This is a genomic window from Bacillus sp. FSL R5-0416, from assembly GCF_037975425.1.
GTDB classification, from domain to species: Bacteria; Bacillota; Bacilli; order Bacillales; family Bacillaceae; genus Bacillus; species Bacillus subtilis.
The window spans coordinates 420,004-439,700 of sequence record NZ_CP150252.1 but is presented as its reverse complement, the minus strand read 5'-3'; the positions used below and the strand labels follow the sequence as shown (position 1 = coordinate 439,700).

The 19,697-nt window shown below is 45.4% G+C and carries 21 protein-coding genes; 8 read left to right on the top strand and 13 right to left on the bottom strand.

Going from position 1 to position 19,697, the window contains the following annotated elements:
- Positions 1–28: 28 nt before the first annotated feature.
- From gdh to gabT, 4 genes are all read right to left on the bottom strand, one after another.
- Positions 29–814: a glucose 1-dehydrogenase gene (gene gdh / locus NYE20_RS02235; protein ID WP_003246720.1), complete on the bottom strand. Its 786-nt coding sequence runs from the start codon at positions 812–814 to the stop codon at positions 29–31.
- Positions 815–833: 19 nt separating this feature from the next.
- On the bottom strand, positions 834–1,697 hold the full coding sequence (gene glcU, locus NYE20_RS02230) for a glucose uptake protein GlcU (RefSeq protein ID WP_003234455.1): 864 nt from the start codon (positions 1,695–1,697) through the stop codon (positions 834–836).
- A gap of 122 nt (positions 1,698–1,819) precedes the next feature.
- On the bottom strand, positions 1,820–3,208 hold the full coding sequence (gene gabD / locus NYE20_RS02225) for a succinate-semialdehyde dehydrogenase (protein ID WP_014475814.1): 1,389 nt from the start codon (positions 3,206–3,208) through the stop codon (positions 1,820–1,822).
- Between the two features lie 68 nt (positions 3,209–3,276).
- The gene (gene gabT, locus NYE20_RS02220) at positions 3,277–4,587 is read right to left on the bottom strand and encodes a 4-aminobutyrate--2-oxoglutarate transaminase (protein WP_085186768.1); all 1,311 of its coding nucleotides are present in this window, start codon (positions 4,585–4,587) and stop codon (positions 3,277–3,279) included.
- Positions 4,588–4,693: 106 nt separating this feature from the next.
- Between gabT and gabR the strand changes: the two genes are divergently transcribed.
- Positions 4,694–6,133, top strand: a complete 1,440-nt coding sequence (gene gabR, locus NYE20_RS02215) for a transcriptional regulator GabR (RefSeq protein ID WP_049141370.1) — start codon at positions 4,694–4,696, stop codon at positions 6,131–6,133.
- Between the two features lies 1 nt (position 6,134).
- Here gabR and NYE20_RS02210 read toward each other — a convergent pair whose 3' ends face one another.
- Positions 6,135–6,449, bottom strand: coding sequence for a metalloregulator ArsR/SmtB family transcription factor (locus tag NYE20_RS02210; protein WP_003234476.1), 315 nt, complete (start codon positions 6,447–6,449; stop codon positions 6,135–6,137).
- Between the two features lie 139 nt (positions 6,450–6,588).
- On the opposite strand from NYE20_RS02210, the gene NYE20_RS02205 reads away from it, so the two are divergent.
- The 4 genes from NYE20_RS02205 to NYE20_RS02190 all read left to right on the top strand — a co-directional run bounded on the left by NYE20_RS02205 (position 6,589) and on the right by NYE20_RS02190 (position 10,122).
- A complete protein-coding gene (locus NYE20_RS02205) occupies positions 6,589–6,876 on the top strand; it encodes a putative quinol monooxygenase (RefSeq protein WP_003234477.1) in 288 nt (95 codons plus the stop codon).
- A gap of 16 nt (positions 6,877–6,892) precedes the next feature.
- A complete protein-coding gene (gene nfsA, locus NYE20_RS02200; protein WP_003234479.1) occupies positions 6,893–7,642 on the top strand; it encodes an oxygen-insensitive NADPH nitroreductase in 750 nt (249 codons plus the stop codon).
- Between the two features lie 163 nt (positions 7,643–7,805).
- Positions 7,806–8,684, top strand: a complete 879-nt coding sequence (locus tag NYE20_RS02195; protein WP_003246592.1) for a TetR/AcrR family transcriptional regulator — start codon at positions 7,806–7,808, stop codon at positions 8,682–8,684.
- 19 nt (positions 8,685–8,703) lie between these two features.
- Positions 8,704–10,122, top strand: coding sequence for an MDR family MFS transporter (locus NYE20_RS02190; protein WP_014478836.1), 1,419 nt, complete (start codon positions 8,704–8,706; stop codon positions 10,120–10,122).
- Between the two features lie 46 nt (positions 10,123–10,168).
- Here the strand turns inward: NYE20_RS02190 and yclQ are convergent, their stop codons facing one another.
- From yclQ to yclN, 4 genes are read right to left on the bottom strand one after another with little or no spacing between them, the layout of a single operon-like run.
- Positions 10,169–11,122, bottom strand: coding sequence for a petrobactin ABC transporter substrate-binding protein YclQ (gene yclQ, locus NYE20_RS02185; RefSeq protein WP_046160056.1), 954 nt, complete (start codon positions 11,120–11,122; stop codon positions 10,169–10,171).
- A gap of 21 nt (positions 11,123–11,143) precedes the next feature.
- Positions 11,144–11,902: a petrobactin ABC transporter ATP-binding protein YclP gene (yclP, locus tag NYE20_RS02180; protein WP_161621347.1), complete on the bottom strand. Its 759-nt coding sequence runs from the start codon at positions 11,900–11,902 to the stop codon at positions 11,144–11,146.
- Entirely contained in the window at positions 11,896–12,843 is a 948-nt protein-coding gene (gene yclO, locus NYE20_RS02175; protein ID WP_125121454.1) for a petrobactin ABC transporter permease YclO, read from the bottom strand. The genes yclP and yclO overlap by 7 nt, the downstream gene beginning before the upstream one ends.
- Positions 12,836–13,786 carry a petrobactin ABC transporter permease YclN gene (gene yclN / locus NYE20_RS02170; protein WP_014475804.1) on the bottom strand — a complete coding sequence of 317 codons (951 nt, stop codon included), beginning with the start codon at positions 13,784–13,786 and terminating at the stop codon, positions 12,836–12,838. Before yclN ends, yclO begins: the two co-directional genes overlap by 8 nt.
- 384 nt (positions 13,787–14,170) lie before the next feature.
- On the opposite strand from yclN, the gene NYE20_RS02165 reads away from it, so the two are divergent.
- From NYE20_RS02165 to NYE20_RS02155, 3 genes are all read left to right on the top strand, one after another.
- Complete coding sequence (locus tag NYE20_RS02165; RefSeq protein ID WP_021481755.1) at positions 14,171–15,535, top strand: aspartate kinase; 1,365 nt, start codon at positions 14,171–14,173, stop codon at positions 15,533–15,535.
- 152 nt (positions 15,536–15,687) lie between these two features.
- Positions 15,688–15,801, top strand: a complete 114-nt coding sequence (locus NYE20_RS02160; protein WP_014478831.1) for a YjcZ family sporulation protein — start codon at positions 15,688–15,690, stop codon at positions 15,799–15,801.
- 81 nt (positions 15,802–15,882) lie between these two features.
- Complete coding sequence (locus NYE20_RS02155; protein ID WP_015482794.1) at positions 15,883–15,972, top strand: YjcZ family sporulation protein; 90 nt, start codon at positions 15,883–15,885, stop codon at positions 15,970–15,972.
- Positions 15,973–16,071: 99 nt separating this feature from the next.
- Here NYE20_RS02155 and phrC read toward each other — a convergent pair whose 3' ends face one another.
- From phrC to yclJ, 4 genes are all read right to left on the bottom strand, one after another.
- Positions 16,072–16,194: a phosphatase RapC inhibitor PhrC gene (phrC, locus tag NYE20_RS02150; protein ID WP_003224994.1), complete on the bottom strand. Its 123-nt coding sequence runs from the start codon at positions 16,192–16,194 to the stop codon at positions 16,072–16,074.
- Positions 16,178–17,326 carry a response regulator aspartate phosphatase RapC gene (rapC, locus tag NYE20_RS02145; RefSeq protein WP_014475800.1) on the bottom strand — a complete coding sequence of 383 codons (1,149 nt, stop codon included), beginning with the start codon at positions 17,324–17,326 and terminating at the stop codon, positions 16,178–16,180. The genes phrC and rapC overlap by 17 nt, the downstream gene beginning before the upstream one ends.
- 162 nt (positions 17,327–17,488) lie before the next feature.
- On the bottom strand, positions 17,489–18,910 hold the full coding sequence (gene yclK, locus NYE20_RS02140; protein WP_072173981.1) for a two-component system sensor histidine kinase YclK: 1,422 nt from the start codon (positions 18,908–18,910) through the stop codon (positions 17,489–17,491).
- Positions 18,897–19,580 carry a two-component system response regulator YclJ gene (gene yclJ / locus NYE20_RS02135; protein ID WP_015482792.1) on the bottom strand — a complete coding sequence of 228 codons (684 nt, stop codon included), beginning with the start codon at positions 19,578–19,580 and terminating at the stop codon, positions 18,897–18,899. Before yclJ ends, yclK begins: the two co-directional genes overlap by 14 nt.
- Between the last annotated feature and the right edge of the window lie 117 nt (positions 19,581–19,697).

The window sequence follows — 19,697 nt, the reverse complement described above, 5'->3', positions numbered from 1 at the left end:
AGATGTCATGTCTGGGTCGCTTTTTTATTTAACCGCGTCCTGCCTGGAATGAAGGATATTGTGTCATGCCGCCGTCCGCGAATAACGTGATGCCTGTGACGTAGCTGGCTTCCTTCGAAGCAAGCCAGGCTGCCACTGCGGCGATCTCCTCCGGTTCGCCGATATACCCCATCGGAATCATGCTTTCTACATCTGCTTTCTGTTTAGGGTCAGCAAATTTTTCAGCATTGATTGGCGTATTGATCGCACCTGGCCCGATATTGTTCACGCGAATGCCCTTCGGCGCGTATTCCAACGCCAATGTTTCTGTCATCAGCTTTATCCCGCCTTTACTTGCCGCGTAGTGAACAAATAACGGCCAAGGAATCACTTCGTGCACACTGGACATGTTGATGACATTTCCCTTGATATCGTTTTCTACGAAATATTTAATCGCTTCACGGCTTCCTAAAAAGGCACCTGTTAAGTTTGTGCCGATGACTTTATCCCAATCCTTAAGCGGCATTTCGTGAGATGGCACAGGATTTTCAAGACCGGCATTATTAATCATAATATCGAGTGTGCCGAACTCTTTAATTGCCGTTTGCACGATATTTTTTACATCTTCCTCTTTCGTGACATCTCCTTGGACGACAACAGCTTCACCGCCCGCCTTGATGACCTCTTCTTTTACCTCGTTCGGATCTTGTTTATTACTATAATAGTTGATAACCACTTTTGCCTGCTCCTTGCCGAAGCGAATGGCCATTGCCTTTCCGAGCCCTGAAGCAGCTCCTGTAATAGCGACGACTTTTCCTTTTAAGTCCGGATACATATACATCTTCCTCCATTTGTTATGAATTTGTTTTGGCGATTCCTAAGAATACGGCGGCAGCAATAATCAGGATAATCCCGATCGCAATTGCTATAAGCTGGCGTTTCGTTTTCTTTTCACGCAGGATGAAAATACCGCCGAGCGTAGAAATGACAATTCCCATTTGTGAAAGGGAAAAGCTCGTTGCAACGCCGACTCGCGGCTGAGAAATAAACAAAAACATATTTCCGCCTGCCCAGATTAACCCTGGGAGAATATTTCTGATCGCATACTTGTTAAAGGGTTTGTGTCTATAGGTTAAAACTAACCCCCCGACCACCATGCCAATTGCCTGTGGCAGCAGCGCGGACCAGCCGGACACATTGAATAATCTAGCCACGACTACATAAACCAAATAACCAAGAGTCGAAACAAGGAGAATCAAAATGCCCTTTTTCAAATTGCTTGGCTCGCCCTCTTTTTTATCATTCTTATCTTCCAAGGACGTGAGAATGATTCCCACAATGATAAAGATCAAAGCGAGAACGCCAAGCGTAATCGCAATCGGTGTTGACCATTCGCGGAACACGATCACACCGAACAATGAGGTGGAAACGAGCTGCATTCCTGTGGAAATCGGCATTGTTTTCGACACGCCCATCAATTGAATGCTTTTCAGCTGGTTGGCCTGTCCAAGTGACCAAAATAAGCCGGATACGATTCCAACAATAAAAATGCGAAGTGACAGAACGGGCTGAACAAAAAAGTAAATAACGATAGAAACAATGAGTGCCCCGATCGTCGTTCCCAGTGTCTGGCTGTACGGCCCGCCGCCTAATTTCACATTGAAGAGAACAATGCTCCCCCAAAACAAAGCCGGGAGAAGAGCCAATAATAAATCCATTGTTGGGGAACCTTCTTTCAAAATGTATTTGCTGTTATTTTGGCTGGAATTGTTGTGATTATTCGCCGGAACACAAAAAGAGCTGCCGGAAAATCCGGCAGCTCTCAGGAGCGTGCATTTTTTTATAAACCGATGGACAAATATTTTGTTTCAAGGTACGGCTCGATACCTTCTGAACCGCCTTCACGGCCAATGCCGCTTTCTTTCATTCCGCCGAATGGCGCTTGAACCGCTGACGGTCCGCCGTCATTCCAGCCGATAATGCCATACTCTAGATTCTCGGAAATATAGATGCCGCGGCGGTAGTTTTCTGTGAAGAAGTAAGCAGCCAAGCCATACGGTGTATCGTTGGCAAGCTGAATCGCTTCATCAATATCAGAAAACGTGACGATCGGTGCGACCGGGCCGAATGTTTCCTCATGCATGATGTTCATGGACGTATCGACATCGGTGAGCACTGTCGGATTCACAAAGTAGCACCCTTTGTCATCGTTTCGGTCATATGTGCCCCCAGCAATCACTTTCGCGCCTTTTTCAACCGCATCATCTATTTGGCTGACGATTTTTTCGAAGCCTCGTTTGTTGATGATCGGGCCGACATTGACGCCTTCCTCAAGTCCATTTCCGACTTTCAGCTTAGACACTTGCTCGCTAAGTTTCGCAGCAAATTCATCTTTAATGGATTCATGAACGATCAGGCGGTTGGCACATACGCAGGTTTGGCCGGCGTTTCGGTATTTGGACGCCATCGCCTGTTCAACGGCAAGGTCAATGTCCGCATCTTCATCTACGATCAGCGGGGCGTGTCCGCCGAGCTCCATTGAGACGTGCTTTACGGTGTCCGCGCTGTTTTTCATAAGGATTTTCCCTACAGGTGTTGAGCCTGTGAACGTGATTTTGCGGATTTTCGGACTGCTTGTGAACACATTTCCGATTTCTTCTCCATCGCCGATCACAACCTGAAGAACATCCTTCGGAATGCCCGCTTCATATGCGAGGCGCGCCAGTTCATAAGCAGACAGCGGTGTGTCCGGCGCCGGCTTGATGATAAATGTACAGCCAGCGGCAAGAGCAGGCGCTGCTTTGCGTGTAATCATCGCATTCGGGAAATTCCAGGGCGTGATAGCAGCAACGGGGCCGACCGGCTGGCGTGTGACAACAATTCGTTTACCCGTTGTCGGGGCCGGGACCGTTCTTCCGTACACACGCTTCGCTTCCTCTGCGAACCATTCGATATAGCCTGCGCCGTAAAGCACTTCGCCAACTGCTTCCTTGTATGGTTTTCCGTTTTCCTTTGTAATTAAATCTGCAAGTTCTTCTTTATGTTCAACAATCAGCTCATACCATTTTTTCAAAAGAGACGCTCTTTCGTTCGCTGATGTTTTAGACCACGTTTTAAACGCTTGATGTGAACGTTCAATGGCTTCTTCTACTTCTTTGGCTGATTGCTGAGGAATCGTTTTGATCTCCTCGCCCGTAGCCGGGTTGTAGACCGTTAATTGATCTGGCATATTGAACATTCCTTTCTTTTCATGATTACTTAAAATGATAGCAGACCCAGCCGTTTTCTTTCCAATGATTAAGCTCGCAGGCCCGCCTCCAAGATGCTGAGCCCTTCATTTAATAGGCTGTCTGAGATGACGAGCGGTGTCAAAAAGCGGATGATATTACCGTTAATTCCCGCTGTCAGCAAAAGTAATCCGTTTTGATTCGCATAGGCCGCGATCGCTGCTGCTTTTGCCTTATCAGGCTCACGCGTGTCAGGATCCTTGACGATTTCGATTGCGGCCATCGCCCCGAGTCTGCGGATGTCACCGATGAACGGGAATTCTTGTTTCCACTCATACGCCTTGTCTTCAATGATTTTGCCAATTTCTTCAGATCGCTCATTCAGTCCTTCTTCTTCGGTAATATCCAAGACTGCCAAAGCCGCCGCGCAGCCGAGCGGGCTGCCTGCATACGTGCCGCCCAGCTCCCCTGGCGCTGCCGCATCAAGCATTTCCGCACGCCCAATCACACCGCTTAATGGCAGGCCTGCCGCAAGCGATTTAGAAACCGTGATCAGATCGGGCACTACATCAAAGTGCTCAATTGCGAAATAAGTGCCAGTTCTGGCAAAGCCGGTTTGGATTTCATCAGCAACAAAAACAATGCCGTGTTCTTTGCAGAATGAAGCGACGTGCTGTACGAACCGTTTCGAAGGAATAATAAACCCGCCTTCTCCCTGCACTGGCTCCATCACGACACACGCCACCGTTTCAGGCGCCACTGAAGCGATAAAGAAATCATTGAATGCTTGAATGACCATATCGTCATAGCTTTCATCACTCATGCCGGCCGGCTTCTGATAATAATAAGGGAACGGCGCTTGATAAACCTCTGGCGCAAAAGGCCCGAAACCGAATTTATAAGGTTTTACCTTGCTTGTCATGCTCATCGTCATATTCGTGCGCCCGTGAAACCCGCGTGTAAACGAGACAACGCCTTGGCGCTTTGTATACTTTCTGGCGATTTTCACAGCGTTTTCGACCGCTTCTGCCCCTGAGTTAAGAAAAATCGCTTTTTTCTCATGGCTGCCCGGCGCGATGCCGCACAGTTTTTCGGCTAACTCGATATAAGACGGATACATCATGACATTAAAACCAGGATGAATCAGCTCCTCCGCCTGCCGCTTCACAGCCTCAACCACCTTCGGATGCGAGTGTCCGACATTTAACGTGCCGATGGCGCCTGCAAAATCAATAAATCTCCGGCCATCCAGATCGTACAGCTCGGCCCCTTCTCCTTTGACCGCGAGACTGCGGTTGCCGTTGCTCACACCTTTTGACACAAATTGATCCCGTTTTTGCTGCCATTGTGCAGTTGTGATGCTTGCTGTTGTTTGACTCATGTGAATATCCCCCTGTCGGTATTTTCTTATCATTCTGACTTCTCTTTGGTATGATGAAAAGTACCAATTATAACTTTTTGATGGTATCAGAAGGAGAAACTACAAAATGGATATCACAATTACACTCGATCGTTCAGAGCAAGCCGATTATATCTATCAGCAAATTTATCAAAAGCTGAAAAAAGAAATCCTCAGCCGCAATCTGCTGCCTCACTCGAAGGTTCCCTCCAAGCGGGAGCTGGCTGAAAATCTCAAGGTCAGCGTAAATTCAGTGAATTCAGCCTATCAGCAGCTGCTGGCTGAAGGGTATTTGTACGCCATTGAACGAAAGGGTTTCTTCGTGGAGGAACTAGACATGTTTTCCGCCGAGGAACACCCTCCATTTGCACTGCCGGATGATCTAAAAGAGATTCACATCGACCAGAGCGATTGGATATCGTTTTCACACATGAGTTCCGATACAGACCATTTTCCGATCAAAAGCTGGTTCCGCTGCGAGCAAAAAGCGGCCTCCCGCTCATACCGCACGCTCGGCGATATGTCACATCCGCAAGGGATATATGAAGTGAGAGCGGCCATTACCAGGCTCATTTCCCTGACGAGGGGTGTAAAATGCAGGCCAGAACAAATGATCATAGGGGCAGGCACACAGGTGCTCATGCAGCTGTTGACTGAGCTTTTACCCAAGGAAGCCGTGTATGCGATGGAGGAGCCTGGCTACAGGCGCATGTATCAGCTTTTGAAGAATGCCGGAAAACAAGTCAAGACGATCATGCTTGATGAAAAGGGCATGTCGATTGCTGAAATCACCAGACAGCAGCCAGATGTGCTGGTGACCACCCCGTCGCATCAGTTTCCGTCCGGAACGATTATGCCTGTGTCCAGAAGAATTCAGCTGCTGAACTGGGCAGCCGAGGAGCCGCGCCGATATATCATTGAGGACGATTATGATAGTGAATTCACATATGATGTAGACAGTATTCCGGCGCTGCAAAGCCTCGACCGTTTTCAAAATGTTATCTATATGGGAACCTTTTCAAAGTCCCTTCTCCCCGGCTTGCGGATCAGCTATATGGTGTTGCCGCCTGAGCTGTTGAGGATATACAAACAGCGGGGCTACGATCTGCAGACTTGCTCATCACTTACACAGCTCACCCTGCAGGAATTTATTGAGTCTGGTGAATATCAGAAGCATATAAAAAAAATGAAGCAGCATTATAAAGAAAAGAGAGAACGCCTGATCACCGCTTTAGAAGCAGAGTTCAGCGGAGAGGTTACCGTAAAAGGAGCAAATGCGGGGCTGCATTTTGTTACCGAATTTGATACCAGGCGCACCGAACAAGACATCCTGTCACATGCTGCCGGTCTGCAGCTTGAAATATTCGGAATGAGCCGATTTAACTTGAAGGAAAACAAGCGGCAAACGGGCAGGCCCGCTCTCATTATCGGCTTTGCACGGCTGAAGGAAGAAGATATTCAGGAGGGTGTGCAGCTGCTTTTCAAAGCGGTTTACGGACATAAAAAAATCCCCGTTACAGGGGATTGATTCACCAGCGGTCCTGGTCTACATTCAGCACGGCTTCAAGCAGGCCCGGAAATGCCTTTTCAAGGTCTTCAGCGCGAAGCGAATAATACCGGCGCTTTCCTTCTATCCGAACTTGAGCGATGCCTGATTCTCTCAAAACTTTAAAATGATGCGACAAAGTCGATTTGGCAACCTGCACATCTGCACAGGTGCTGCACGTTTTTTCTTTTGCTTCAGCTAATTGCTTGACGAGCTCTAAACGAAGCGGATCACTAAGTGCATGAAGAACCTTTGTCAGCTGCAATGTTTCTGTTTCTGGATGGTTTGGAATGTTCATGACACAAATGTATCACACAACAATTAGAATGACAATTTTACTATATAAGGGTTTTTCCTTTACCTCATTTAGAATACATGTTACATTTAGTTCGATGAGATTCGAACAATAAATTCGCATAACAACGGAGGAGATTTAAATGATCGTATTACAAGCTTACATCAAAGTAAAACCAGAAAAACGCGAGGAATTTTTGAGCGAGGCTCAATCACTTGTTCAGCATTCAAGAGCTGAGGAAGGCAACGCGCAATACGACCTATTCGAAAAAGTAGGCGAAGAAAATACATTTGTCATGCTTGAAAAATGGAAAGATGAAGCGGCAATGAAATTCCATAACGAAACTGCGCATTTCCAAGGGTTTGTCGCAAAAGGAAAAGAACTGCTGAGCGCCCCTCTTGATGTTGTCCGCACAGAGCTTAGCGAGTAAAGGAAGGGTGTCTCATATGAATGAAGTGATTAAATCTTTAACAGACCACCGCTCGATTCGCAGCTACACAGATGAGCCTGTAGCTCAGGAGCAATTGGACCAAATCATTGAAGCGGTGCAATCAGCCCCTTCTTCTATCAACGGACAGCAAGTGACTGTGATCACAGTCCAGGATAAAGAGCGCAAAAAGAAAATCTCCGAGCTGGCAGGCGGCCAGCCATGGATCGATCAAGCTCCTGTTTTCCTGCTGTTCTGCGCAGATTTCAATCGGGCCAAAATTGCGCTTGAAGATCTGCATGATTTCAAAATGGAAATCACAAATGGATTGGAATCTGTTCTTGTCGGCGCAGTAGACGCTGGTATTGCCCTCGGCACAGCAACAGCAGCGGCTGAGTCACTCGGACTTGGCACAGTTCCGATCGGTGCGGTTCGCGGAAACCCTCAAGAGCTGATCGAACTGCTTGAGCTTCCAAAATACGTGTTCCCTTTATCCGGCCTTGTCATTGGGCATCCTGCCGACCGTTCAGCGAAAAAACCGCGCTTGCCGCAGGAAGCTGTCAATCATCAGGAAACTTATTTGAATCAGGATGAGCTGACGTCTCACATTCAGGCATACGACGAACAGATGTCTGAATACATGAATAAACGGACAAACGGAAAAGAAACAAGAAATTGGTCACAGAGCATCGCTTCCTACTATGAGCGCCTGTACTATCCGCACATCCGTGAAATGCTTGAAAAACAAGGATTTAAAGTTGAAAAATAAGCTCTTATTCGGCCTGTCGGATTTTCCGGCAGGCCTTTCATTTACCCGGTTAAAATCCATTGACTTCTATTTTGTTTATCTGGTAAAATTTTTTCATTGTTACTCATTGGTTTTCTGTGAACCAATGGGTTTTCTAATGTTCAAGAAAGAAGGAAGCCATGAGATGCTTGATAAAAAAACAGATATCTTGTTAGCCGCGCGAAAGCTTTTTTCGGAAAAGGATTTTACGTCGGTTTCCATGCAGGCGATCGCAGAAGAATGTAAGATGTCAAAAGCTTCGATATATAAGCTGTTTCAATCTAAAGAAGATCTGCTTTTGGAGCTGCTGTCATTTAACCAGAAGCAAATGGTGGCCGCGGCCTCAAGACTTCAGGAAAATACCGCACTTACACCGGAGGAGCGTTTGACGCAAAAGGTCAAAATGGAACTGGAGGGCTTCAGGCGGAATCAGCAGTTTTTCAATATGCTGACCTACGGAAACCCCAAGCTGCATAATGACCGGGTCAAACAGCATATCCATCAGACCAGATCGACGATTATCTGCTGGCACCGCGATTCGCTGATCCAGGCGTATGGAGAAACCATTCTCCCGTTTGTGTGGGATTTGGTCATCATTCTTCACGGCATGATGCGTGAGTTTTTAATGCTGATCAAAATCGAGGAAAAACCGCTTGAGCTTGATCCGATCGCAGAGTTTATCATCAGCACCCTCAATCAGATTATCAAAAACAGGGAAACCCGCCAGTCTCTTCTTCCGCCCGAAGCCATCGAGCTTTATATTCATTCAGCATCCTCCTACAAGCCAAAGGATAAATCAGTCCTATTATCGGAAAGCCTGAAGGAATTACATAAAGGCATCTCTTCCCTGTCCGCCGCGGACTATGACGTAGATGAACTGACATCCGCAGCCGCCATGCTGGAGGAAGAAGCGAAGAAGGAAGAACCCCGCGCTTTTTTACTCAAATCACTGATTGGCTATCTGGAACAAACCGGTGTTTTAACACAGCCCGTTTCCATGTTAAAAACACTGTTAATTACTTAGAGAAAAGAAGGGATATGTATTGAACACAAGTATTGAACAAAAACCTTTTAACCGTTCTGTCATTGTCGGCATTTTGTTAGCCGGAGCGTTTGTGGCGATTTTGAACCAGACATTGTTGATTACCGCACTTCCCCATATCATGAGGGATTTCAATGTCGATGCCAACCAAGCACAATGGCTGACCACATCATTTATGTTAACCAACGGGATTTTAATTCCGATTACCGCGTTTTTAATTGAGAAATTCACAAGCCGGGCGCTGCTCATCACAGCAATGAGCATTTTCACTGCCGGAACAGTCGTCGGAGCGTTCGCGCCGAACTTCCCGGTTCTGCTGACAGCGCGTATCATTCAAGCGGCTGGAGCCGGCATTATGATGCCGCTCATGCAGACTGTATTCCTGACAATCTTTCCGATTGAAAAGCGCGGCCAGGCTATGGGTATGGTCGGATTGGTCATCTCATTCGCGCCTGCGATCGGACCGACTCTTTCCGGATGGGCTGTCGAAGCTTTCTCTTGGAGATCATTGTTTTATATTATTCTTCCGTTTGCTGTGATTGATTTGATTCTTGCCAGCATCCTGATGAAAAACGTGACGACTTTAAGAAAAACACAGATTGATATTTTATCAGTCATCCTTTCAACATTTGGGTTCGGCGGCCTTCTGTACGGCTTCTCAAGCGTCGGCTCTTATGGCTGGTCCAGTTCAACCGTCTTGATTTCACTGCTGGTGGGTGTCATCGCGCTGCTCTTGTTTATCACAAGACAAATGAAGCTTGAAAAACCGATGCTGGAATTCCGCGTCTTCACGTTTGGCGTTTTCAGCTTAACAACACTGCTGGGAACCCTCGTCTTTGCATTATTGATCGGTACGGAAACCATCCTGCCGCTTTATACACAAAATGTCAGAGACGTCACAGCTTTTGATACAGGGCTTATGCTCCTTCCGGGAGCCGTTGTGATGGGCTTTATGTCGCCGATTATCGGCAGAATTTTTGACCGTGTCGGCGGAAGAGGGCTGGCGATTGCCGGTTTCTGCATCATCTTCCTGACATCTCTGCCGTTTATGCAGCTGACTGACCATACGTCACTCGCTTGGATTGTCGTTTTATACACCGTTCGTCTCTTAGGCACCGCCATGATCATGATGCCGGTGACAACAGCCGGAATCAACGCGCTGCCGCGCCACTTGATTCCGCACGGAACTGCGATGAACAACACGATTCGCCAAGTCGGCGGCTCGATCGGAACCGCACTATTGGTTTCCGTGATGAGCAACCAGGCGGCACATGCAGGCACGACAAATGTAAAGCACGCCGCCCTGCACGGCATGAATGCCGCTTTTATTGTGGCTGCCGTCATTGCACTTGTCGGCTTCCTTCTCTCATTCACATTAAAGAAACCTCAGCGCCCTGCCGAACAGCAGCCGGCACGCTGATTAACAAAAAAAGAGCCCCGCTACTTAGCGGAGGCTCTTTATGGTTTTACTTTTCTAAACCGTCTTTCACTTCTTTGATCATTTGTGCCATAGACTCAAGACCGCCTCCTGATAAGTACCAAGTAGCAGAATCAAGGTAGACGACATGATCATTTTTCACTGCGTTTACATTTTTCACATAATCATTTTCAACGACTTGTTTAGTAGATGATGTTTCACCGATCGCTGTACCGCGGTCAATGACAAACAAGTAATCCGGGTTTGTTTTTGAAATGTACTCGTAAGAAACGCTTTGTCCGTGAGTAGACGCTTTGATGTTTTTATCAGCCGGTGTCACGCCGAACACGTCATGGATCAGGCCGTATCTTGATTTAGGACCGAATGCGCTGATCTTCCCGTCGTTCGCCATGATGACGAGACCGTTTTTGTTAAGCTTTTCAGCCGTTTTCTTTACATCTGCGATTGAATGATCGATTTTTGCGAGTTCATCCTTCACTTCATCTTCTTTATCGAAGATCTTACCGATTGTTTCTGCGTCAGACTTAAATGATTCCATATACTTCGCTGTGTCTACGCCAAGATAAATTGTCGGCGCAATTTTAGAGAATTCTTTGTAAGACTCAGATTGTCTTCCTGAGATAATGATCAAGTCAGGGTCTAAATCTGCCACTTTCTCGAAGTCTGGCTCTTTTAAGCTTCCGACGTCAGCATATTTGTCATCCTTGAATTTGGACAGATATTTAGGAAGGGCTTGTTTCGGCAGTCCCGCTACTTTATCATCAAGTCCAAGTTTATCTAATGTATCTAAGCTTCCAAAGTCAAATACGACAACTTTTTTAGGGCTCTTCGGTACTTTTGTTCCGTTTTTGTCCAGCTGGTGTTTCACCGTGATTTGTTCTTCCTTAGAATCAGAACCTTTGCTGCTTGTACTTTGGTTTCCGCATGCAGAAATCACAACTGCCGTCACCAAAGCGATGAATAGTAATGCGAACTTTTTCATGCTCTTCACCTCTTCTATATATTAAGAAAAATAGACACCTATTCTTTGATTATCAATCGTCTGAATCGGGATGGTCATATCGTAGATTTCCTCAAGCACTGATGTTTCTATCATTTCTTCAGGTGGTCCTTCTTTTACGATTCGGCCGTTTTTCAAAGCGACGATATGGTCAGAATAGACTGAAGCAAAATTGATATCGTGAATAACGATGACGATCGTTTTTCCAAGCTCCTTTACCAGCCGTTTCAGCAGTTTCATAATTTCAACTGAATGTTTCATATCCAGATTGTTCAGCGGCTCATCCAGAAAGATATAATCGGTGTCCTGGGCAATGACCATGGCGATAAATGCCCGTTGGCATTGTCCGCCGCTTAGCTGGTCGAGGTATTTGTCCTGAATGTCTTCCAGCTTCATATAGCTGAGCGCCTGGTTGATATGAACCCAGTCTTCCTCTGTCAGCCGGCCCTGTGAGTACGGAAACCTGCCAAAACTAACGAGGTCTTTGATCGTGAGCCTGATATTGATTTGGTTCGCCTGCTTCAAAATGCTCATTTTCTTGGCAAGCTCTTTGCTGTCACATGCTCCAATCTCTTGTCCGTCTATGTAAATCTCGCCGGAATCCTTTTTGATCAGGCGGCTCATGATAGACAGCAGCGTACTTTTGCCGGCGCCGTTAGGACCGATAAACGAGGTGATTTTGCCCTTTTGAATCGTGACTGACGTCTCTTCAAGAACAACTTTCCCGCCATATTGTTTGCTTACATTTCTGACCTCTACCATGATTTATTCTCCTTTAACAGCAAGTAGATAAAATAAATCCCGCCGGCAAAATTAATAATGACACTCAGCGTCGTTGAGAAGGTAAACACTTTCTCAACCACAAACTGCCCTCCGACCAGCGCAATGATGCTGATGAAAACGGAGCCTGCGATTAAGTATGAATGCTTATATGTTTTCAGGAATTCTCTCGCCAGGTTGACGACCAGAAGGCCTAAAAACATAATCGGCCCGACTAGCGCTGTTGAAACAGAAACCAAAATCGCAACCACGATCAGCATCTGCTTCACCACTTTGTCGTAGTCAATGCCCAAATTCACGGCGTGCTCGCGTCCGAGCGACAGCACATCGAAAAATTTTGTAAAACGCCAGACATAAACGCCTGTCAGCAGGAAGATGATGAACGCGAGCCATAACAAATCCGTATTGATATTGTTAAAGCTGGCAAACATCTTGTCCTGCACAACTTGGAACTCGTTCGGATCAATCAGCATCTGCATAAAAGAAGACAGGCTGCTGAACAGCGTGCCAAACACGATTCCGATAAGCAGAAGGAAAAAGATATTTCTCCCCTCACCCTTGAACATGATCTGATACAAAACAAGAGAAAACAGTATCATCAGCAGAACAGAGATGATAAAGTTGATGTTTTTATTCATGATGACCATATTCGCAGAACCGAACAAAAAGATAATGCCAGTCTGAATCAGCATGTAGAGAGAATCAAGGCCCAAAATGCTCGGCGTCAGGATGCGGTTGTTCGTAATCGTTTGAAAGATCATGGTCGAAAACGCAATCGCTCCCCCGGTCAGCACAATGGCTGAGACCTTTTTGATTCGTCTCGGCAGGGTGTAATCCCAATTGCCTAAGTCATAAAACAGAAACAAGCCGATACATACAATGGCTAAAACAACGAGCAAAGCTATTTTCATCTGGTTACGCATAGGCTTTTCTCCTTAACAGCATAAACAGGAAAATGCCGCTGCCGATGATTCCGACCATCAGGCCAATCGAGATTTCATAAGGGAAGATAATGATTCTGCCCAGTATATCGCAAAACAGCACAAACACCGCTCCCAACAGCGCAGTATGCGGCAGGCTGCTCTTCAGATTGTCTCCTCTGTAAATCGATACAATATTCGGGATGATTAAACCGAGAAACGGCAGCATACCGACAGTCAAAATAACAAGGGACGTGATCAGGGACACGATAATGAGCCCGATGTTCACAACCCGTTTGTACTTCAGGCCGAGGTTGACAGAAAAGCTTTCACCCATACCGGCCAATGTGAATTTATCCGCATACACATAGGCAATGATGACGAGCGGAATACTCAGATAAAGAAGCTCGTATCTTCCTTTCACGACTAAAGAGAAGTCTCCCTGCAGCCATGATGACACATTCTGGATCAAGTCATATTTATATGCGATAAATGTCGCGATTGAACTGACGATATTCCCGAGCATTAAACCGACAAGCGGAATAAAGATGGTGTCGTTAAACTTGATTCTTTCAAGGATTTTCATAAACAGAAAATTTCCTGCAAGGGCAAAGACAAACGCGACCAGCATTTTGATTAAAGGACTGGCGGATGTAAACAGCAGCAAGGAAATTAAAATGCCGAGCCTCGCCCAATCCATCGTGCCCGCCGTCGTCGGTGACACGAATTTGTTTCTGCTGATCTGCTGCATAATCAAACCGCAGATGCTCATGCTTAATCCCGCGATGACAATGCTGATCAATCGCGGCAAACGGCTTGCAAACAGCGTTGACGCCTCTTGTTTGCTTAAATCGAAGAGATCAAGCGGCGACAGATCTTCTACACCGATAAATACAGATGTGACTGCTAATATGATAAGTAGAATAAATAAGTAACGTAGCTTCATGCTGCCTCCTTACATCCTTACAGCAAAAAGAACGTATCTCCTACTCCGCAAGGACTCAAAACAATATGGCCATATAGTAATTGATTATCATTATCATTTACATATTACCATTTTTCTAGGGTTAGTCAATATTCTTTAAAAATATTAACCTAGTCATTTATCCATTTTACTAATCATTCTAACCATTTTCCATCCCAAAACGTTAGGCTGTTTACCATATTTATCTTTATAACGCAGGTATACGGTCAGCAAACCTGACATTATTCCTCGTGAAAAATACAAATGTTCTCCTCAGAAAGAAATCCCCCCTTGATTTACAGTACTGAAAGAGAGATAATAAATACTAAATTTGTGTGAAAATTTTTAACATTAGGAGATGTAAACATGAAGGTCGTTAAATTCGGAGGCAGCTCACTTGCTTCAGGCGCCCAGCTTGACAAGGTGTTTCACATCGTTACCTCAGATCCGGCACGGAAAGCTGTAGTCGTTTCAGCTCCGGGAAAACGCTATGCCGAGGATACGAAAGTGACTGATCTCTTAATCGCATGTGCAGAACAATATTTGGCAACAGGCAGCGCACCTGAACTGGCGGAAGCAGTTGTGGAACGGTACGCTCTCATCGCCAATGAGCTTCAGCTGGGGCAAAGCATTATCGAAAAAATCAGAAATGATCTGTTTACGCTTTTAGAAGGAGATAAAAGCAATCCCGAGCAATACCTTGACGCGGTCAAGGCCAGCGGAGAGGATAACAATGCCAAGCTGATCGCCGCTTACTTCCGTTATAAAGGCGTCAAAGCGGAATATGTAAACCCGAAGGATGCCGGCCTCTTTGTGACAAATGAACCCGGCAACGCGCAAGTTCTTCCTGAATCCTATCAAAACCTCTATCGTCTTCGGGAACGTGACGGACTCATCATTTTTCCCGGTTTTTTCGGATTCAGCAAGGATGGCGATGTGATCACATTCTCACGGAGCGGTTCTGATATTACCGGTTCGATTCTTGCCAACGGACTACAAGCCGATTTGTACGAAAACTTTACAGACGTAGACGCTGTGTATTCTGTCAATCCGTCCTTCGTTGAGAATCCAAAGGAAATCAGCGAGCTGACATATAGAGAGATGCGGGAGCTGTCCTACGCGGGTTTTTCAGTGTTTCATGATGAAGCGCTCATTCCGGCATTCAGAGCGGGGATTCCTGTTCAGATCAAAAATACGAACAACCCCTCAGCCGAAGGCACCCGCGTCGTCAGCAAGCGGGATAACACAAACGGGCCTGTCGTCGGCATTGCCAGCGACACCGGTTTTTGCAGCATTTATATCAGCAAGTATCTCATGAACAGAGAAATCGGTTTTGGCCGCAGAGCCCTTCACATCCTGGAGGAGCATGGTTTGACGTATGAGCATGTTCCATCGGGAATCGATGACATGACAATCATTTTACGGCAGGGGCAAATGGATGCCGCCACTGAACGCAGCGTCATCAAACGGATCGAAGAGGATTTGCATGCCGATGAAGTCATCGTCGAGCATCATCTCGCCCTGATTATGGTTGTAGGGGAAGCGATGCGCCACAATGTCGGTACAACAGCAAGAGCCGCCAAAGCATTATCAGAGGCACAGGTGAATATCGAAATGATCAATCAGGGATCTTCTGAAGTGAGCATGATGTTTGGCGTAAAAGAAGCCGAAGAAAGAAAAGCCGTCCAAGCGTTATACCGGGAATTTTTCGCGGGCGTGCTGATCTCTTAATCGTACATACATAGCGGGCGGCAGCGCCCGCTATTTTTTATATCACCTTCATATAGCCGAATTCTTCATTTTTTCTCTTGTCCACTATTATCCCTGCCAAATGGATCGGTTCAGCATATCTTATAGTATCCTTCATAGGGAGGTGAAACCTTATGTCAGGATACTCTAACGGCGGCGGTTACGGCGGCATCAGTTCTTTCGCTTTAATCGTTGTATTGTTTATTCTTTTAATTATCGTAGGGACTGCGTTTGTTGGCGGCTACTAAGCTGCTGACCGTCTCTGCGGAACCCTGTCCGCCACAGTTTTGCAGTATATGCTGAAGCAATCTCGCAAGGAGGTGCACAAAATGTCAGGTTACGGAACTTCTTTCGCTTTGATTGTTGTGTTATTTATCCTCTTGATCATTGTGGGAACTGCATTTGTAGGAGGCTACTAAATAAACGTAATCTCCATGAAGGCGGCACCGCAAGACTATGTCCTGCGGTGTTTTTTTGAAAAGAAAAACCCCTTCTCGCTAATGAGAAGGGGCTTGCTCTTACGTCATTCCTCTTTCTGTCACATGAAAGTCGAGTGCTTCCGCATTAGCAGAAACGCCAGCCGCTGTAAAAATCGCGGCTGCGGCCAAACAAATAACAAACAACTTAGATTTCAATTTCATACAAACCTTCACTCCTTTGTATTTGTTTTCTTGCCTCTTCAACTTGTAGAAAGTAGGAAGCAGACAGTTTAAACCATTTCTGTTCATAGTAATATTTTGCTACTTCTAGGGCTAAATCCTCTATATCAGCGTACATATTTTTATTTTTTAAGTACTGGAAACATCGTTCGATTCCTTCTTCATTGGGCTGATCCTGATATAGGGATTGCAAAAACTCGAATTTTACGGCATAGTCTGCATCGTCTGTTTCTTTAGCATATTCATAGCCCCGCTTGTGATATTCCGAAGCTTTATCATGTTTTCCCTGTTTATAATAAATCAGGGTGATTAAAAAATAGGCTTGCGGGAGAGAATTGACGATCCTGCTGCTTTCAAATGTGGAGACCGCTTTTTCAAAGTAATCAATGGCAGGGTCTAGAAGGTCTTGATTGTAATAGCATAACCCGAGATTGTAGTATGCTCTTCCAACCAGCTGGGCTTTTTGTTCCGCTTGGGCCATATTGAGCGCTAATTTGAAATGGCGTGCGGCTTGTTCGAAATTTCTTTCATCCATCAGGTTGACCCCGAAGACGAAATGGCATTGAATGATTCTCACATTATAGGTTTCCTGCTCCACGTAAATTTCATAGGCGTTTTTTATATTAATCAATGAAAAATACGTTTGCTTCATATAATAATAAGCTTCCGCGATTTTAAAATAAAATTCAGCCCGTTCAATATGGTCTGCGACAAAGGAGAGCTTTTTCTCCGCCTGTTTATAGTATGTAATGGCAGAAATAAATTCCCGCTTATCAAATTCATACATCCCGCGAAAAAAATTCACGTAATAGTCGAGCAGCCCTTTGAGATCTGCCTGGTTGCTGTCAATGTTTCTTGATAATTCAGACAGGCTTGGCTGGTCTTCGATATTTAATTTCTCTAACGGCTCAAGATAATCCAGCATAAGCTGGTGCCGGAATTCCATTAGTGAATAATAAAGCAGCAAGTTGGAATCATGCTGCATGTGTTTCAGTTCCTGCTGGATTTCAGCTTTTAACACTTCGGCATCCGGCACGCTGAATGTCCGGATATATCTGTACCACTCGTTAATTTTTTGACCGACCGCTGAAGAAGGAATTACCCCGCTCTTCATTCCTTCACCCTCTCCCATCAAAAACTGTTTATGTCATATTTTATCATGTTTATAGACCGTCCCAACCCGAAAAACACGCAATCTTTGTTTTCGGGAGAACGCAATAAACCGAAGCGGTGTGCAAAAAAGGCGGATGCATCAGTTGATGCGCCGCCCTGTATGCTATTGCTGTTTTGCCGTTAAAGGAAGGCGGATGATGAACTTTGTGCCTTTCCCTTCTTCACTCTTGATTTCTACTGTGCCCTGGTGCATTTCAACGAGCTGCCTGACGATCGAGAGACCGAGTCCGTATTCACCGTATGCTGTGTTCGTTCTTGAAATATCTGCTTTATAGAATCGCTCCCAAATATGCTCAATATCCTCTTTTGGAATGCCGATACCCGTGTCTTCAATTTCAATAATCGTCTCTTTATAACCTTCCATTCCGCGCAGCCAAATGTCACCGTTTTGCGTAAATTGGATGCTGTTTTTCGTAATGTTGACGAGAATTTGAATGAACCGGTCATAATCGGCATGTACGATGACGTGATCCTCTACTTGGATCATCAGCTTGTTTTGTTTTTCTTCCGCCTGCTGCTGCAAGTGCTCTTTCACGATTTCAAACACCTCGATCAGAGGAACGTCTAGCTTGTTCAAGGTAATTTGCTGGGATCTGATTTTTTCATAATCCAGATTTTCTTTTACGAGCCGCAGCATGCGCTTCGTTTCCTCACTGATCAGCGAGAAGCATTTATCCTTTTTATCCTCAGGAATCGTATGGCTGTTCAACCCTTCAACCAAACCGTTGATCGTCGTCAGCGGTGTTTTTAATTCATGTGACACGTCAGCGATAAACTGCCTTCTCCGCTTCTCAAGGCGCTCGATTTCATCCCTTGACTGCTTTAGTTTTTTCGCCATGATATTAAAGTCAGACGCCAGTACGCCGATTTCGTCCCCGTAGCTGTTTTCCAAATGGATGTCATAATCGCCGGAAGCCACTTTATCTGTCGCTTCTCTCAGCTTTTGAATCCGCTTGACATGGAATTTGGACAGAAGCCAACTCACGAGAATCGTAATCACAAGCGTGCTGATCACAGCGTAAAACATATAGAGGTTGACCTGATTGACCATCTGTTCAACACCGCTGATCGGAGAAATCAGCAGAACGGCGCCTTTAAATTCGTTCTGAACAAATATAGGCTGCGCCACAAGTGACACTTCATCATCAAAACGGCCATCTGCCCTGATCATGACAGTCTGCCCTTTTTTTAGTTTATTCCATTCTGATTTCTTCAGCTGTTCCCTTGGTGGGTGATGAAAGCCTTCAGGAAGAAAATAGGGCTGCTGCTCTTCATTAAAGATGATAAACTGCGTCTTTCTTGTGCTTAACATGTCCTGATAAGGATAGAGCCTGCGCATGTCCACCTGGCCGGCTTGGAATTCATTTGCAATCTGCACCGCATATGACGTCAATTCCTCTACTTTGTTCTGATAGGCAAATTCCTTCACAAAGTGGGAAAACAGAGAAATGATAATGACAAACGCTAAAATCAAAATGCTGATATGGCTTAGCAGCAGCTGATATAAATATTTAATCTTCATCAAATTTATACCCTACTCCCCACACAGTATACAGGAAAGGCTTGTCCTCGCTGGCAAGCTTTTTACGCAGCCGTTTGATATGAACGTCAACCGTTCGTTCATCTCCATAAAACTGATAGCCCCATACCTGCTCGAGCAGCTGTTCTCTGGAGAACACCTGCCGCGGATTTTGGACAAGGTAATAAAGCAGATCGAATTCCTTCGGCGTGAGATTTTCTACAGGCTCTCCGTTTAATAATACTTCTCTCGTCTTCTTATTAATGGTAAAGCATTCTGATTCGATCATATCTTCATCAATAACCGCTTTGCCTGTCGCCTTGTATCTTCTGATGACGGCTTTGATGCGGGCAACCAATGTCAGCGGGCTGAACGGCTTTGTGACATAATCGTCCGCCCCCATCTCAAACCCGATGACCTGATCTGATTCAGTGTCCTTGGCAGTCAGCATGATAATCGGCACCGTGCTTGTCTCTCTTATTTTTCTGCAGATGGTCACGCCGTCCATAGATGGAAGCATGATATCCAAAATGATCAGATCCCAATTTTCTTCCGTAAAACGCTGGTACCCTTCTAACCCGTCATGAACGAATTCCGCTTCAAAACCTTCTTTAAAAAAGAACATCTCCGTCATCGTACATACACTAACATTATCTTCTATCATTAATATTTTCATTATATCCTCCGGTTGTTTTGATGCTTTTTTATATAATAGCACCATTTTAAACAGAAGGTTTTGCGTTTCACAATTGTTAGTTTTTATTTCATCAACTAGAAATAGATTGTTCATATT

Excerpts from the sequence above, each read along its gene's own strand:
- yclN (WP_014475804.1), bottom strand. The coding sequence starts at position 13,786 with ATGAAGCTACGTTACTTATTTATTCTACTTATCATATTAGCAGTCACA.
- rapC (WP_014475800.1), bottom strand. The coding sequence starts at position 17,326 with ATGAAGAGCGGGGTAATTCCTTCTTCAGCGGTCGGTCAAAAAATTAAC.
- gabD (WP_014475814.1), bottom strand. The coding sequence starts at position 3,208 with ATGCCAGATCAATTAACGGTCTACAACCCGGCTACGGGCGAGGAGATC.
- NYE20_RS02155 (WP_015482794.1), top strand. The coding sequence starts at position 15,883 with ATGTCAGGTTACGGAACTTCTTTCGCTTTGATTGTTGTGTTATTTATC.
- yclQ (WP_046160056.1), bottom strand. The coding sequence starts at position 11,122 with ATGAAAAAGTTCGCATTACTATTCATCGCTTTGGTGACGGCAGTTGTG.
- yclJ (WP_015482792.1), bottom strand. The coding sequence starts at position 19,580 with ATGAAAATATTAATGATAGAAGATAATGTTAGTGTATGTACGATGACG.
- NYE20_RS02195 (WP_003246592.1), top strand. The coding sequence starts at position 7,806 with ATGCTTGATAAAAAAACAGATATCTTGTTAGCCGCGCGAAAGCTTTTT.
- gdh (WP_003246720.1), bottom strand. The coding sequence starts at position 814 with ATGTATCCGGACTTAAAAGGAAAAGTCGTCGCTATTACAGGAGCTGCT.
- nfsA (WP_003234479.1), top strand. The coding sequence starts at position 6,893 with ATGAATGAAGTGATTAAATCTTTAACAGACCACCGCTCGATTCGCAGC.
- NYE20_RS02160 (WP_014478831.1), top strand. The coding sequence starts at position 15,688 with ATGTCAGGATACTCTAACGGCGGCGGTTACGGCGGCATCAGTTCTTTC.
- gabR (WP_049141370.1), top strand. The coding sequence starts at position 4,694 with ATGGATATCACAATTACACTCGATCGTTCAGAGCAAGCCGATTATATC.
- yclP (WP_161621347.1), bottom strand. The coding sequence starts at position 11,902 with ATGGTAGAGGTCAGAAATGTAAGCAAACAATATGGCGGGAAAGTTGTT.
- phrC (WP_003224994.1), bottom strand. The coding sequence starts at position 16,194 with ATGAAATTGAAATCTAAGTTGTTTGTTATTTGTTTGGCCGCAGCCGCG.
- NYE20_RS02210 (WP_003234476.1), bottom strand. The coding sequence starts at position 6,449 with ATGAACATTCCAAACCATCCAGAAACAGAAACATTGCAGCTGACAAAG.
- gabT (WP_085186768.1), bottom strand. The coding sequence starts at position 4,587 with ATGAGTCAAACAACAGCAAGCATCACAACTGCACAATGGCAGCAAAAA.
- yclO (WP_125121454.1), bottom strand. The coding sequence starts at position 12,843 with ATGCGTAACCAGATGAAAATAGCTTTGCTCGTTGTTTTAGCCATTGTA.
- glcU (WP_003234455.1), bottom strand. The coding sequence starts at position 1,697 with ATGGATTTATTATTGGCTCTTCTCCCGGCTTTGTTTTGGGGGAGCATT.
- NYE20_RS02165 (WP_021481755.1), top strand. The coding sequence starts at position 14,171 with ATGAAGGTCGTTAAATTCGGAGGCAGCTCACTTGCTTCAGGCGCCCAG.
- NYE20_RS02205 (WP_003234477.1), top strand. The coding sequence starts at position 6,589 with ATGATCGTATTACAAGCTTACATCAAAGTAAAACCAGAAAAACGCGAG.